At 64.7% G+C, this 13,666-nt stretch carries 15 protein-coding genes; 13 read left to right on the top strand and 2 right to left on the bottom strand.

The window, feature by feature from the left end; all coding sequences use genetic code 11:
- Positions 1-9: 9 nt before the first annotated feature.
- From ABLE71_RS07150 to tatC, 6 genes are read left to right on the top strand one after another with little or no spacing between them, the layout of a single operon-like run.
- Positions 10-807, top strand: a complete 798-nt coding sequence (locus ABLE71_RS07150; protein WP_348782653.1) for a ScpA family protein — start codon at positions 10-12, stop codon at positions 805-807.
- Positions 804-1,559, top strand: coding sequence for an SMC-Scp complex subunit ScpB (gene scpB / locus ABLE71_RS07155; RefSeq protein WP_348782654.1), 756 nt, complete (start codon positions 804-806; stop codon positions 1,557-1,559). The genes ABLE71_RS07150 and scpB overlap by 4 nt, the downstream gene beginning before the upstream one ends.
- A gap of 55 nt (positions 1,560-1,614) precedes the next feature.
- A complete protein-coding gene (locus tag ABLE71_RS07160; protein WP_348782655.1) occupies positions 1,615-2,736 on the top strand; it encodes an ABC transporter ATP-binding protein in 1,122 nt (373 codons plus the stop codon).
- Positions 2,737-2,770: 34 nt separating this feature from the next.
- A complete protein-coding gene (locus ABLE71_RS07165; protein ID WP_348782656.1) occupies positions 2,771-2,992 on the top strand; it encodes a twin-arginine translocase TatA/TatE family subunit in 222 nt (73 codons plus the stop codon).
- Between the two features lie 41 nt (positions 2,993-3,033).
- Positions 3,034-3,657, top strand: a complete 624-nt coding sequence (gene tatB / locus ABLE71_RS07170) for a Sec-independent protein translocase protein TatB (RefSeq protein WP_348782657.1) — start codon at positions 3,034-3,036, stop codon at positions 3,655-3,657.
- Complete coding sequence (gene tatC / locus ABLE71_RS07175) at positions 3,654-4,529, top strand: twin-arginine translocase subunit TatC (protein WP_348782658.1); 876 nt, start codon at positions 3,654-3,656, stop codon at positions 4,527-4,529. Before tatB ends, tatC begins: the two co-directional genes overlap by 4 nt.
- Before the next feature lie 87 nt (positions 4,530-4,616).
- On the opposite strand, the gene ABLE71_RS07180 is transcribed toward tatC, so the two are convergent.
- Positions 4,617-5,444 carry an SDR family oxidoreductase gene (locus ABLE71_RS07180; RefSeq protein ID WP_348782659.1) on the bottom strand — a complete coding sequence of 276 codons (828 nt, stop codon included), beginning with the start codon at positions 5,442-5,444 and terminating at the stop codon, positions 4,617-4,619.
- A 10-nt stretch (positions 5,445-5,454) separates the two neighbouring features.
- Entirely contained in the window at positions 5,455-6,444 is a 990-nt protein-coding gene (gene iolG / locus ABLE71_RS07185; protein WP_348782660.1) for an inositol 2-dehydrogenase, read from the bottom strand.
- Positions 6,445-6,511: 67 nt separating this feature from the next.
- Here iolG and iolC point away from each other — a divergent pair, with 67 nt between their 5' ends.
- The 7 genes from iolC (at position 6,512) to ABLE71_RS07220 (ending at position 13,665) form a co-directional block, all read left to right on the top strand.
- Entirely contained in the window at positions 6,512-8,509 is a 1,998-nt protein-coding gene (iolC, locus tag ABLE71_RS07190) for a 5-dehydro-2-deoxygluconokinase (protein ID WP_348782661.1), read from the top strand.
- 73 nt (positions 8,510-8,582) lie between these two features.
- On the top strand, positions 8,583-10,430 hold the full coding sequence (gene iolD / locus ABLE71_RS07195) for a 3D-(3,5/4)-trihydroxycyclohexane-1,2-dione acylhydrolase (decyclizing) (protein WP_348782662.1): 1,848 nt from the start codon (positions 8,583-8,585) through the stop codon (positions 10,428-10,430).
- 70 nt (positions 10,431-10,500) lie between these two features.
- Entirely contained in the window at positions 10,501-10,803 is a 303-nt protein-coding gene (locus ABLE71_RS07200) for a hypothetical protein (protein ID WP_348782663.1), read from the top strand.
- 57 nt (positions 10,804-10,860) lie between these two features.
- Positions 10,861-11,778, top strand: coding sequence for a myo-inosose-2 dehydratase (gene iolE / locus ABLE71_RS07205; protein WP_348782664.1), 918 nt, complete (start codon positions 10,861-10,863; stop codon positions 11,776-11,778).
- 12 nt (positions 11,779-11,790) lie between these two features.
- Complete coding sequence (locus tag ABLE71_RS07210; RefSeq protein ID WP_348782665.1) at positions 11,791-12,003, top strand: DUF3329 domain-containing protein; 213 nt, start codon at positions 11,791-11,793, stop codon at positions 12,001-12,003.
- Between the two features lie 3 nt (positions 12,004-12,006).
- Positions 12,007-12,819 carry a 5-deoxy-glucuronate isomerase gene (iolB, locus tag ABLE71_RS07215; RefSeq protein WP_348782666.1) on the top strand — a complete coding sequence of 271 codons (813 nt, stop codon included), beginning with the start codon at positions 12,007-12,009 and terminating at the stop codon, positions 12,817-12,819.
- Between the two features lie 138 nt (positions 12,820-12,957).
- Complete coding sequence (locus ABLE71_RS07220; RefSeq protein ID WP_348782667.1) at positions 12,958-13,665, top strand: DUF1045 domain-containing protein; 708 nt, start codon at positions 12,958-12,960, stop codon at positions 13,663-13,665.
- The last annotated feature ends 1 nt before the right edge of the window (position 13,666 follow it).

Below are 13,666 nucleotides of genomic sequence, written 5' to 3' on the forward strand. Positions count from 1 at the left end.
GATCGCCCCATGGATAGGCTGTGGGCGGAGAACGACGATTCGCGCACCAGCGACGACCCCTCGCTGGTCGTCGACGTCGCCGGTTTCGAAGGCCCGCTCGACCTGCTCCTCCACCTCGCGCGCAACCAGAAGGTCGACCTCGCCCGCATCTCGATCCAGGCGCTCGCCGACCAGTACCTCGTCTTTATCGAGACGGCGCGCGCGCTGCGCCTCGAACTCGCCGCCGACTATCTCGTCATGGCCGCTTGGCTCGCCTTCCTGAAATCGAAGCTGCTGATTCCCAAGCAGCCGGGCGAGGATGGCGAGAGCGGCGAGGAGCTCGCCGCCGTGCTGCAGTTCCGCTTGAAGCGCCTTGAAGCCATGCGCGACGCGGCAGCCCGCCTCGTCAACCGCAACCGGCTCGGCCGCGACGTCTTCGCCCGCGGCATGCCTGAACTCGTCATCGTCGAGAAGCGCAACGAGTGGTCCGCCACGCTCTATGATCTGCTCACCGCCTATGCGGTGCAGCGCCAGCGCCAGGCGGTCAACAGCGTCAGCATCGCCAAGCGCGGCGTCTGGTCGCTCAAGGACGCGCGCGATCTTTTGACCCGAATGGTCGGCGCGCTCAGCGACTGGACCGCGCTCGACCAGTTCCTGGTCGAATATCTGGTGACGCCCGAAGATCGCGCGACGGCGATCGCCAGTTCTTTCGCCGCGAGCCTCGAGCTCATCCGCGAAGGCGCACTGGAAGCCCGACAGGAGGTAGCCTTCGCGCCACTCTATCTGCGCGGCCGGCAGGCAAGAAAGCCCATTGAGGTGGTATCATGACCGAAGGCGCCAACGCTTCCGTCGTTCCGTTCCCGAGGGCCGAGGCCGCCGTCGGGGACGGCGAAGCCGAAACCCCTCTGCGCAACCCGGCGGAGCGCCTGCATCTGGCCGAAGCCGTGCGCATGGCGGAAGCCATCGTCTTCGCCAGCGCCGAGCCGGTGAGCGAGAAACAGATCGCCCAGCGCCTGCCCGAAGGCATCGACGTTCCGGCCGCCATGGCCGAGCTGCAGCAGATTTATGCCCGACGCGGCGTCAATCTCGTGCGCGTCGGGGACGGCTGGGCCTTCCGTACCGCCGGCGACCTCGCCTTCCTGATGAGCCGCGACTCGGTGCAGCAGAAGAAGCTGTCCCGCGCGGCGCTCGAAGTGCTCGCCATCGTCGCCTACCACCAGCCGGTCACCCGCGCCGAGATCGAGGATATTCGCGGCGTCGAAACCTCCAAGGGCACCATCGACACGCTGATGGAGACCGAATGGGTCCGCATGCGCGGACGCCGCCGCACGCCGGGCCGCCCGGTCACCTACGGCACGACGGACAAGTTCCTCGACCATTTCGCTCTGGAGGAGATCCGCGACCTGCCCGGAATGGAGGAGCTGAAGGGCGCCGGCCTGCTCGCCGCGCGCATGCCCGCCAACTTCTCGATGCCGGTGCCGCCGTCCGATCCCGACCTGCTGACCGAGGACGAGGATCCGCTGACCGACGTGGACCTCGAGGAACTCGGTCTGTTGACACCCCGCGTCACAGATGATTGACCCGATGCGGAGAGGGCAGGCATCCCACGCTTGACCTTGGCACCGGAGCCTTTCGTTGAACGTCCAGCGTACCAAACCCGTCGCGCCCGTCGCCGCCTCGCGGGTCACGGCGGGCGTCACCTTCGCAGCGCGGCTCGCCTTCGAGAACATCGGCCATTCCTTCAACGCGCATCGCCAGACGCTTGCCGACATTTCCTTCGCCGCCGAACCGGGCGAGGTGCTTTGCCTGCTCGGTCCCTCCGGTTCGGGCAAGACGACGCTGCTCAGGATCGCCGCCGGCATCGAGCCGCAGACCTCCGGCCGCGTGCTGCTCAACGACAGGGAGATTGCGGGGCCTTCCGTCTTCCTGCCGCCCGAGCAGCGCTCGATCGGGCTGGTCTTCCAGGATTTCGCGCTCTTTCCGCACCTCACCATCCTCGACAATGTGCGCTTCGGCCTGACCGCGCTATCGCGCGAGGAGGCACGCCGCGAGGCCCATATCGCGCTATCGCGCGTCGGCCTGGAGCACCACGCGCAGTCCTTCCCGCATGTGCTGTCCGGCGGCGAGCAGCAGCGCGTCGCGCTTGCCCGCGCGCTTGCGCCGAGGCCCGCCGTGCTTCTGATGGACGAGCCTTTTTCGGGCCTCGATTCCCGCCTGAAGGATTCCGTGCGCGCCGAGACGCTGGCGATCCTACGCGAAAGCCGGGCCACGGCGATCGTCGTCACCCATGACGCGGAAGAAGCCATGCGGCTTGGCGACCGCATAGCGCTTCTGAAATCCGGGCGGCTTGTCCAGGCCGGCCGCGCCGAGGAACTTTATCTTAAACCGGCCAACCTCTTCGTCGCCGGCTTCTTCTCCGAACTCAACCTGTTCGACGCCAGGGTGCGGGACGGCACGGCCGACACGCCGGTCGGCAAGGTAGCGGCCTCCGGTTTCACGGAGGGCGCCCAGGTCACCATCGCCGTGCGCATGTCCGGTTTCGACGTCAGCGAGGACGCCGGCGGCGCCGAGGCGCGTATCCTCTCGCGGCGTTATCTCGGTGTCGTGGAGCTCATCGAATTCGCCGTTTCGGGGGCCGAAAATCCAGTCCGCGCGCGAATCCGCTGCGGCGCATTGTCTCCCAATGCACGAGATATATGGCTTTCGCTTCGCAAGTCTGACGTACTTGTGTTTGAAACCGGCGACGAAAACGCATAGATCGTAGCCAGAGAAACATGGGAAGAGAGTAACAATGGGTTCCTTTTCAATCTGGCACTGGCTGATCGTGCTGGTCGTCGTGCTCCTGGTCTTCGGCCGCGGCAAGATCCCCGAACTGATGGGTGACATGGCCAAGGGCATCAAAAGCTTCAAGAAGGGCATGGCGGACGACGACACGGCCGACGAAGCCAAGACCGTCGAGCATCGCGCCGACGAGGCCCTGAACGCGTCCAAGGAAAAGGCTTCGAAGAGCTGACGCCCGGAAAACGCGTGATCTCCTAGAGCCGGACAGAAGCCATGTTCGATATCGGCTGGACCGAGATGCTGGTGATCGCGGTCGTCATGATCGTGGTAGTGGGTCCGAAGGATCTGCCGAAGATGCTGCGCACCTTCGGCAAGACCACGACAAAGCTGCGCTCGATGGCCGGCGATTTCCAGAAGCAGTTCAACGAGGCGCTGAAGGAGGCCGAGCTCGACGACATCAAGAAGTCGGTGGATTCGCTGAAGGGCCTCAATCCGGCGACCGAGATCAAAAAGCAGCTCAACCCGTTCGAGAAGGTTGCGTCCGACGTCCGCGCCGGTCTCGATGCCGCGATGAAGCCTAAGCCCGCCGCGGCTCCGGCCGCCGTCGCCGCCGAGCCGCTGAAGAACGGCGCCATCTCCGAAACGCCTTCTTCCACGATGCCTGCCGTGCCCGTCCCCGCCGCCCGGGCTTCCGCCGCCAGCCCCGACCCGGCGGCCCCGCCGCCGGCTCAGCCTGTTGCAGCGCCGGCCGCAGTTGCGGTAGCCGCCGTGCCGCCGGTAACAAAGGCGGGTCGCTCGAAGGCTGCTCCCAAAGCCGCCGCAAAGGCGGCGGCGAAGCCGGCCGGCGCCAAGGCCAAGGCCGCGCCCAGGAAGAAACCCGAAAGCAGCGCGCAGTGACCCCCGACCAGGACGAGATCGAAAAATCGTCGGCGCCGCTCATCGAACATCTGATCGAGCTGCGCTCGCGGCTGATGTGGTCGATCGGCGGCTTCTTCATCGCCTTCCTGGTCTGCTTCTACTTCGCCAAGCAGCTCTTCAACCTGCTCGTCATCCCGTTCAAATGGGCGGTCGCCTGGGCCGGTATCGGTGACGGGCATGTCGAACTCATCTACACCGCACCGCAGGAATTCTTCTTCACCCAGATCAAGCTCGCAATGTTTGGCGGGCTGGTGATCGCCTTCCCGCTGATCGCAACCCAGATCTACAAATTCATTGCTCCCGGCCTCTACAAGAACGAGCGCGGCGCCTTCCTGCCCTTCCTCATCGCCTCGCCGATCCTGTTCCTCACCGGTGCGGCGCTGGTCTATTTCTTCTTCACCCCTATGGTGATGTGGTTCTTCCTCGCGATGCAGCAGACGGGCGAGGGTGGCGAGGTGCAGATTTCACTGCTGCCCAAGGTGTCGGAGTATCTCAGCCTCATCATGACGCTGATCTTCTCCTTCGGCCTGGTCTTCCAACTGCCGGTGGTGACCACGCTGATGGCCCGCGTCGGGCTGCTCACGTCCAAGGGGCTCGCCGACAAGCGCAAATGGGCGATCGTCATCGCCTTCATCGTCGCCGCTGTGCTCACGCCACCCGATCCCGTCAGCCAGATCGGCCTCGCGGTGCCGACGATCCTCCTCTACGAGATTTCGATCTGGGCCGCCCGCATGATCGAACGCAACCGCGAAGCAGAGCGCCTCGCCCGCGAGAAGAAGGAAGCGGCGGAGGAAGTCGCCGAACGAGTTGCGAAAGCAGCCGCTGCCGGCGGTGAAACAGCGGCTAGCTGACGGCCGGGCGGCGGCCGCCGTGGCGACCATGAAGCTTGGCTCCCTTCCTCGCCCTTTCGATGGGCTTCGACTGGAAGGGAAAGCGGCTCAGATCGCCGGGGGCGGAGGTGGCGAATTGCCGGTCCCGCGCACTTGCTGGTCGAAGTCGATGATCGAGCCCGTCATCATGCCGCTCTCCGCACTGGAGAGATAGGCAACCGCGCGCGACACCTCGTCGACCTCGAGCAGGCGGCCGAACGGCTTCGTCTTCTCGGCCTCTCCCAGCCAGCCGTCCTCTGCGCCATGATAGGTCTTCATGATGCGGTCCTCGCCCGGCGTGTTCATGTGGCCGATGGTGAGGCCGTTGACGCGGATACGGTGGTTCATCACCGAATAGGCGACGTTGCGGGTCAGCGTGATCAGCGCGCCCTTGGACGAGCAATAGGCGGTGATGAAGCTCTGCCCGCCATGGCCCGACATGGAAATGATGTTGACGATCGAGCCCTCGATCTTCTCGCGCTTCATCACAGCCAACGCGTCCTGCATCAGGAAGAATGGCGCGCGTACGTTGACGGCGAACATAGCGTCGAAGAGTTCCGGCTTGGTGTCCCAGATGGTGCCGCGGTCAGTGATGCCGGCGGAGTTCACCAGCACGTCGACGCGGCCGAACGCCTTGTCGGCCTCGGCGACGACCTTGCGGGTGTCGTCCATCGAGGCGAGATCGGCCTTCACGAAGACCGTCTTCACGCCCCGGGCCTCAAGCGTCGCCTTCACTTTCGCGCCCCGCTCGGCGTTGCGCCCGGTGATGACGAGGCCAGCGATGCTGCGGTCGGCGAAGAGATGGGCCACACCTTCGCCCAGCCCTTGGGTTGAGCCGGTGACGATGGCGACCTTGCCCTCCAGCGAGGAGTTCTTCAGCGAATTGACGTCGAACATTTTCTCTCCCTCAGCCGATCTTGACCGGCTTGCCGGTCTCGCGGGATTTCGTGGCGGCATCCGCCATCATCTGCGCCTTAAGCCCGTCGGTGCCGTCGGGCTTCGGCTTCTTGCCCGACACCAGCGCCTCGATGAAGGCCTCGATCTCATTTCTATAGGCCGCCGCATAGCGTTCGAGGAAGAAGTTCTGCACCGGATCGGCGCTGATGCCCTTGTCGCCGGCGAACTGCACCGTCGTCTCGTGCACGTTGCCCGCCGACAGCAACCCCTTGGAGCCGTGCACTTCGATGCGCTGGTCGTAGCCATAGGTGGCGCGGCGCGAATTCGAGATCTGGCAGATCTTGCCGCTCGCCGTCTTCAGCACCACGGCCGCCGTGTCGACGTCCCCGGCCTTGCCGATCGCCGGATCGACCAGCGAGGAGCCCACGGCATAGACTTCGATCGCATCCTCGCCGAGCAGGAAGCGCGCCATGTCGAAGTCGTGGATCATCATGTCGCGGAACAGTCCGCCCGACCGCTCGATATAGGAGACCGGCGGCGGGCCGGGATCGCGCGACAGGATGGTCACAAGCTCGACCTCGCCGGCGGTGCCGTCCGCCAACCGCCGCTGGAGGGCGGCGAAGTTCGGATCGAAGCGGCGGTTGAAGCCGATCATCAATGGGATGCCGGCCTTGTCGACGCGCTCCAGCGTCTTCCTGATGCGGGCAGAACTGAGATCCACCGGCTTCTCGCAAAACACCGCCTTGCCGGCCTTCGCCGCCTTGTCGATGAAGTCGGCATGGGTATCGGTGGGCGTGCCTATCAGGATGGCGTCAATCGATTTGTCGGCCAGTATCTCCTCGGGCGTCCTGACCGGCGCGCCGGTGGCGGCCGACAAAGATTGAGCCCCGTTCGGCATCGGATCGGCGATCGCCGCCAGCCTCGCGCGCGCCGAGTGAGCGATGTTGCGACCGTGAATCTGGCCGATGCGGCCCGCACCAAGCAGCCCGATCGAAATCATGTCCGTTTCCTTCCCTGGATCTGTTCGGATTTTGCAAATAGAATAAATATTCCACATTGACTGTCAAATGGAATTTGTGTTTCAATTCGTGGAATCCAGCAACCTGAAAAAGCAGATCGAGACGAGGGAGAATGTCGTGACCAGAGGAGCGCAAACCGGCCCGCTCGACGTCATCGCCATCGGCCGCGCCTCGGTCGACCTCTACGGCCAACAGATCGGCTCGCGCCTCGAAGACATCGCGACCTTCGCCAAATCCGTCGGTGGTTGCCCGGCTAATATTTCCGTCGGCACTGCGCGGCTCGGCCTGCGCTCGGCTCTGCTCACCCGCGTCGGCGACGAGCAGATGGGCCGCTTCATCAGGGAGCAGCTGGTGCGCGAGGGTGTGTCGGTCGAGGGCATCACGACAGACAAAGAGCGGCTGACCGCGCTGGTGCTGCTCTCCGTCGAGGACGAAGGCGTCTCGCCGATGATCTTCGTGCGCACCGACTGTGCCGACATGGCGCTGTCCGAGGAGGATGTCGACGAGGCCTTCGTGGCTTCAGCGCGCGCTATCGTCGTCACCGGCACGCATTTTTCGCGGCCCAACAGCGAGGCGGCACAGCTCAAGGCTATCCGCATCGCAAAGGCCAACGGTCGGAAGGTGGTCTTCGACGTCGACTACCGCCCGAACCTCTGGGGACTTGCCGGCCATGCCGAGGGTTTCGAGCGCTATGTGAAGTCCGACCTCGTCTCCTCCAAGATGAGGCAGGTTCTGCCCGACTGCGACCTCATCGTCGGCACCGAGGAAGAGATCATGATCGCCTCGGGCGCGGACGACGTGCTCGGCGCGCTGAAGGCGATCCGCGCGGTATCCAAGGCGGCGATCGTGCTGAAGCGCGGCGCCAAGGGCTGCATCGTCTATGACGGACCGATCACCGACGATCTGGAGGACGGCATTGTCGGCGAGGGTTTCCCGATCGAGATCTACAACGTGCTCGGCGCGGGCGATGCCTTCATGTCGGGGCTGCTGCGCGGCTGGCTCGGCGGCGAGAGTTTCGAGACCGCCGCGACCTGGGCCAATGCCTGCGGCGCGTTCGCGGTTTCGCGCCTGCTCTGCGCGCCGGAATACCCGACCTTCGAGGAGTTGCAGTTCTTCCTGAAAAACGGCAGCAAGCACCACGCGCTGCGCAAGGACGAGGCTATCAACCACATCCACTGGGCGACGACGCGCCGGGGCGACATTCCCTCGCTGATGGCTTTCGCCTGCGACCATCGCGTGCAGCTCGAAGAGATCGCCGCGCGGGTTGGCGCGGACCCGAAAAGGATCGAGGCCTTCAAGGTCTTGGCGGTCAAGGCCGCCGCGAAGGTCGCCAACGGCCGCGACGGCTATGGCATGCTGCTTGACGAGAAATATGGCCGCAAGGCGATGTTCGAATTCGCCAAGCACGGGTTTGCCTGGCTCGGCCGGCCGATCGAGCTGCCGGGCTCGCGGCCGCTGCGCTTCGAATTCAGCCAGGACATCGGCTCGCAGCTTGTCGACTGGCCGGTCGACCACTGCATCAAATGCCTGTGCTTCTACCATCCGGACGATCCGCCTGCCCTGAAGCAGGAACAGCAGGATAAGCTGCGCGCGCTGTTCAAGGCATCGCGAAAAGTCGGCCGCGAGTTGCTGATCGAGATCATCGCCGGCAAGCATGGCAAGCTCGACGACGACACGGTGCCCCGTGCGCTGGACGAGCTTTATGCGCTCGGCATCAAGCCGGACTGGTGGAAACTCGAGCCGCAGGCCTCCAGCGCTGCCTGGGCGGCTATAGAGGCTGTCATCACTGAGAATGACCCTTGGTGCCGGGGCGTGGTGCTGCTTGGCCTCGACGCGCCGCAGGAAGAGTTGGAGGCGGCTTTCACCGCCACCGCCAACGCGCCGATCGTGAAAGGTTTCGCGGTCGGCCGCACCATCTTCGCGGACGCTGCTGAAAAATGGCTGGCCGGCAAAATTTCGGACGATGCGGCGATCGCCGACATGGCCAGGCGCTTCGCGAGCCTGACCGAAGCCTGGCTTGCCGCGCGCGGCCGGAAGGCGGCATAAGGAAATTGTTGGTGCTGGAGCGCCCGTTGCGCGTCCGTGAGGACGTGCGGCACTCCAGGTGGAGGACAGAGATATGACAAAGACCATCCGCCTGACGATGGCGCAGGCGCTGACCCGCTTCATGACGCGGCAGATGACCGTGATCGACGGCAGGAAGATGCCGATCTTCGGCGGCGTCTGGGCGATCTTCGGCCACGGCAACGTCGCCGGCGTCGGCGAGGCGCTCTACCAGGTGCGCGACGAACTGCCGACCTATCGCGCGCACAACGAGCAGGCGATGGCGCATGCCGCCATCGCGTTCGCCAAGGCGAGTTTCCGCCGCCGCTTCATGGCAGCGACCTCGTCCATTGGGCCCGGCGCCACCAACATGGTGACGGCGGCGGCACTCGCTCATGTGAACCGCCTGCCGGTGCTGCTGCTTCCCGGCGACGTCTTCGCCAACCGCGCGCCCGACCCCGTGCTGCAGCAGGTCGAAAGCTTCGGCGATGGCACGGTCAGCGCCAACGACGTCTTCCGTCCGGTGTCGCGCTATTTCGACCGCATCACACGCCCCGAGCAGATCATCCCGGCGCTCAACCGCGCCATGCAGGTGCTGACCGACCCGGCCGAATGCGGACCGGTGACGCTGTCGCTCTGCCAGGACGTGCAGGCCGAGGCCTTCGACTATCCGGAAAGTTTCTTCGCCGAGCGGGTCTGGCTGCCGCGCCGCCCGCAGCCCGACGCGACCGAGCTCGACGCCGCGGTCGCGGCGCTGAAATCGGCGAAGAAACCCGTCATCATCGCCGGCGGCGGCGTGCTTTATTCGGAAGCGACGGCGACGCTCAAAACCTTCGCCGAGAGGCGCGGCATCCCGGTCATGGAAACGCAGGCCGGCAAGTCGAGCCTGCCGCATGTGCATGCGCTCAACATGGGTTCCGTCGGCGTCACCGGGTCGTCGGCCTCGAATTTGCTTGCGGAACAAGCGGACGTGGTGCTCGCGGTCGGTACCCGCCTGCAGGATTTCACCACGGGATCCTGGGCACTGTTCAAGGCCGACGGCGCGAAGATCGTCGGGCTGAACGTCCAGCCCTTCGATGCCTACAAGCACAGCGGCCTGCCGCTGGTCGCCGACGCCAAGGCCGGGCTTGAGGCACTGGACGAGAAACTTGGCAGCTGGAAGTCGCCGGCGGCCTGGGTGTCGACCGCGAAGGCCGCCAAGGCCGCTTGGCTGAAGGCGGCGAAGGCCGTCACCGACCCGACCAATTCGCTGCCGTCGGACGCGCAGGCAATCGGCGCTGTGCATCGCGCGCGCGGTTCGAAGGCGACGCTGGTCTGCGCCTCGGGCGGCCTGCCGGGCGAACTGCACAAGCTCTGGCCGGCCGGCGCGCCCGGCAGCTACCATCTCGACTATGGTTATTCGACCATGGGCTACGAGATCGCCGGCGGGCTCGGCGTCAAGATCGCTCGGCCCGACCAGGACGTCATCGTCATGCTCGGCGACGGCAGCTACATGATGGCGAATTCCGAGATCGCCACCTCGGTGATGCTCGGCAACAAGCTGACGATTGTCGTGCTCGACAACGGAGGCTTCGGCTGCATCAACCGGCTGCAGATGGCGACCGGCGGGGCGAACTTCAACAACCTTTTCCGCGACGCTATGCACGAGGTCATGCCGGAGATCGACTTCGCCGCGCATGCGGCGTCGATGGGCGCGGTAGCGCGCAAGGCGGCCTCGATCGCCGAGCTGGAGCGCGCGCTGAAACAGGCGGAGAAGGACGATAGAACCAGCGTCATCGTCATCGACACCGATCCGCTGATCTCCACCGATGCCGGCGGCCACTGGTGGGATGTCGCGGTGCCGGAAGTCTCCGTGCGTCCCAGCGTCAACAAGGCGCGCAAGGACTATGAGAAAAAGCGCAAGATGCAGCATCTGGTGAATTAAGAGGAAAATGTCGGACGAGGCTCTTACGCCAGCGAAGGTCCGAGAGGTCGTCGAGGGGGAGCTCTCCGGCATGCCTGAGGACCTTGCCACGCGTGCACGACGGTATCTTGTCGAGCCTTATCCTTCTGAACGAAGCTGGAGTTATGGCCCCGAGACATTTCAGTGCTGGATCGTTCTGGTCGACGACGCGAAGAATAGCGGTACAGGCATCGGCTATTGCGGCGGGGGAGTCTGGCAGCCGGATCGCAGATGGGTGTTGCTGTGGGTCGAAATCCGTGAACCGCGCGATGCCGATCTCGGGCAGGACTCGAGCTGGTTCACTTCACTGGAAGAGGCGTTCAGCGAATCGTTCATGTCTAACAGTCCGGCTTGAGCAATTCTGGAAATCGCCGGCGAATGTGTTGCAGCAAGTTGAGAGCGGAGTGATCACTTGAAAGCCAAACTGGGCATGTCCCCCATCGCGTGGTGGAACGACGATCTGGTCGAGCTCTCCGACGACGTCTCGCTGGAGGAATGCCTGCGCCAGTCGCGTTCGGCCGGCTTCACCGGCATGGAAAAGGGCCGCCGCTTCCCCGAAGACCCTGACATCATGCTGCCGATCCTGAAAAAGGCGGACGTGACGCTCTGCGGCGGCTGGTTCTCGGGCACGCTGATCAATGAGGACATGGCGGCCAACAAGGATCGCATCCAGCCGATGATCGACCTCTTCAAGGCGGTGAACGCGCCCTGCATCGTCTATGGCGAAGTCGGACGGTCCATCCAGGGCGACCGCTCGAAGCCGCTCGCCACCAAGCCGAAGCTTTCCGAGGACGAGATGAAGGCCTATGCACGCAAGGTCACCGAATTCGGCGAATGGTGCGCCGACCAGGGCATGCCGCTTTCCTACCACCACCACATGGCGGCGGTGGTGGAGACCGAGCCGGAGCTCGACGCCTTCATGAAATATTCGGGCGCCGGCATCCCGCTGCTGCTTGACGCCGGTCATCTCGCTTTCGCCGGCGGCAACGTGCTCGCCGCCATCGACAAGCACCACAGCCGCATCAACCACGTGCACGTGAAGGATGTCAGGATGCCTGTCATCAACAAGCTCGACCGCACGAAGCAATCCTTCCTCGACGCAGTGGCGCTCGGCGCCTTCACCGTGCCAGGCGACGGCTCGCTGGACTTCGGCAAGATCGTGCAAAAGTTCGCCGACTATGGTTACGAGGGCTGGTTCGTCGTCGAGGCCGAGCAGGACCCGAAGAAGAACCCGCCGCTGAAGATGGCTGAGGTCGGCCACAAGGAATTGATGCGGGTCATGACCGCTGCAGGCTATACGGTCGAGACGCAGGGCTTTCCTGCATCCTGAGAGGTTTGGCGAGTGAAGGATTACGAACACCCGTTTTTTCGGCCGTTGTGGCGGCGCGTGACGATCGTCGTCGTCTGCGTGGCGTGGTCGATCTTCGAATTCGTCACTGGCGCACCTTTCTGGGGCATGATCGCCGGCGGTTTCGCCGTCTACGCCGTCTGGCAGTTCTTCTACCTCTACAAGCCGGTCGATCCGGCCGCGCCGCCGCCTGAGACCAAGGAGTAAGCGATGTCGAAGCTCTTGGTGAAGAAGAAGGCAGGTTACGGCCGCGTCGCCCATGTGACGCCGGAAAACGCCGGCTGGACCTATGTCGGTTTCGATCTCCACCGACTGAAGACTGGCGACACTGTTTCGGAGAGAACCTTGGGGCGCGAGGTCTGCCTCATGCTCGTCACCGGCAAGGCCAAGGTTTCGGCCGGCGGCAAGGATTTCGGCCTGATCGGCGAGCGCATGAGCCCGTTCGAGGGCAAGCCGTGGTCGGTCTACGTACCGGAAAACTCCGACTGGACCGTGACCGCCGACACCGAGGTCGAGTTCGCCGTCTGCTCCGCGCCGGGCCTGGGCGGCGGCTTGCCGGCGCGCCTGATCTCGCCGGACGATCTGAGCCAGGAGACCCGCGGCAAAGGCACCAACACGCGCTACGTGACCAACATATTGCCGGAGTACCAGCCTGCCGATTCCCTGCTGGTGGTCGAAGTCATCACGCCCGGCGGGCACACGTCCAGCTACCCCCCGCACAAGCACGACCGAGACGACCTGCCCAACGAGTCCTATCTCGAGGAGACCTATTACCATCGTTTCAACCCGCCGCAGGGGTTTGCCTTCCAGCGCGTCTTCACGGACGCGGACGCGGATGGAAAACGCGAGCTGGACGAGGCGATGGCGATAGAGGACGGCGACGTCGTGCTGGTACCGAAGGGCTATCATCCGTGCGCGGCCTGCCACGGATACGATCTCTACTATCTCAACGTCATGGCGGGACCGAAGCGCACCTGGAAATTCCACAACGCGCCCGAACACGAGTGGCTGATGAAGGCGTGAGCCTCTCGCCGAGCCAGAGCCGAAGCCGCCCTGGCTGGTGACTTTCGCTCCCCGCTCTGCTATCTGCCGGCTCATCAGCCGGCTTCGTCATTTCGTCATGCAAATCGCCTATGGGACGAGGCCGACGAGGATTCTTCGATGCGGTACGCCATCTATTTCACGCCCGGGCAGAACGACCCGCTCACGCGCACGGCCGCGAGCTGGCTCGGCCGCGACCCCTTCACCGGGGCGCAGCCGCCGTCGCCCGCGGTGACGCAGCTTACGCCGTCCGAGATCGCCTATCACACCGCAAGCGCGCGCCGCTATGGCTTCCACGCGACGCTGAAGGCGCCCTTCCACCTGGCGCAAGACCAGACCGAGGCCGGCCTCGACGACGCCGTAGCGACATTCGCCGCCGGCGCCGATCCGATCCTGCTGTCCAGGTTGACGCCGGCGCGTATCGACGGCTTTATCGCCCTGGTGCCCGGCAGCCCGGCGCCCGACCTCGACCGCCTCGCCGGCGAAATCGTCACCGTCTTCGACCGATTCCGCGCGCCGCTGAGCGACGCCGAAGTCAGGCGGCGCAACCCCGATGCGCTGAGACCCGACGAATTTCGCAACCTCGTGCGGTGGGGCTATCCCTACGTCTTCGAGAGCTTCCGTTTCCACATGACGCTGACCGGACGCGTGGCCGACGCAGACCTTGCACGCGTGCGCGCGGCCATCGATGAATTGTTCGCGGCGGTGCTGGAACGGCCGGCGACGGTCGACGGACTGGCTTTGTTCGTCGAGCCGGAACCCGGCGCACCGTTCCTTGTCAAATCATGGTACAGGCTCGGCCGCCGCCAGGAACGAAAGACAGCCTGAA

Origin of the sequence: Mesorhizobium sp. KR9-304 (assembly GCF_040049215.1) — a bacterium.
Lineage (GTDB): Bacteria > Pseudomonadota > Alphaproteobacteria > Rhizobiales > Rhizobiaceae > Mesorhizobium_K.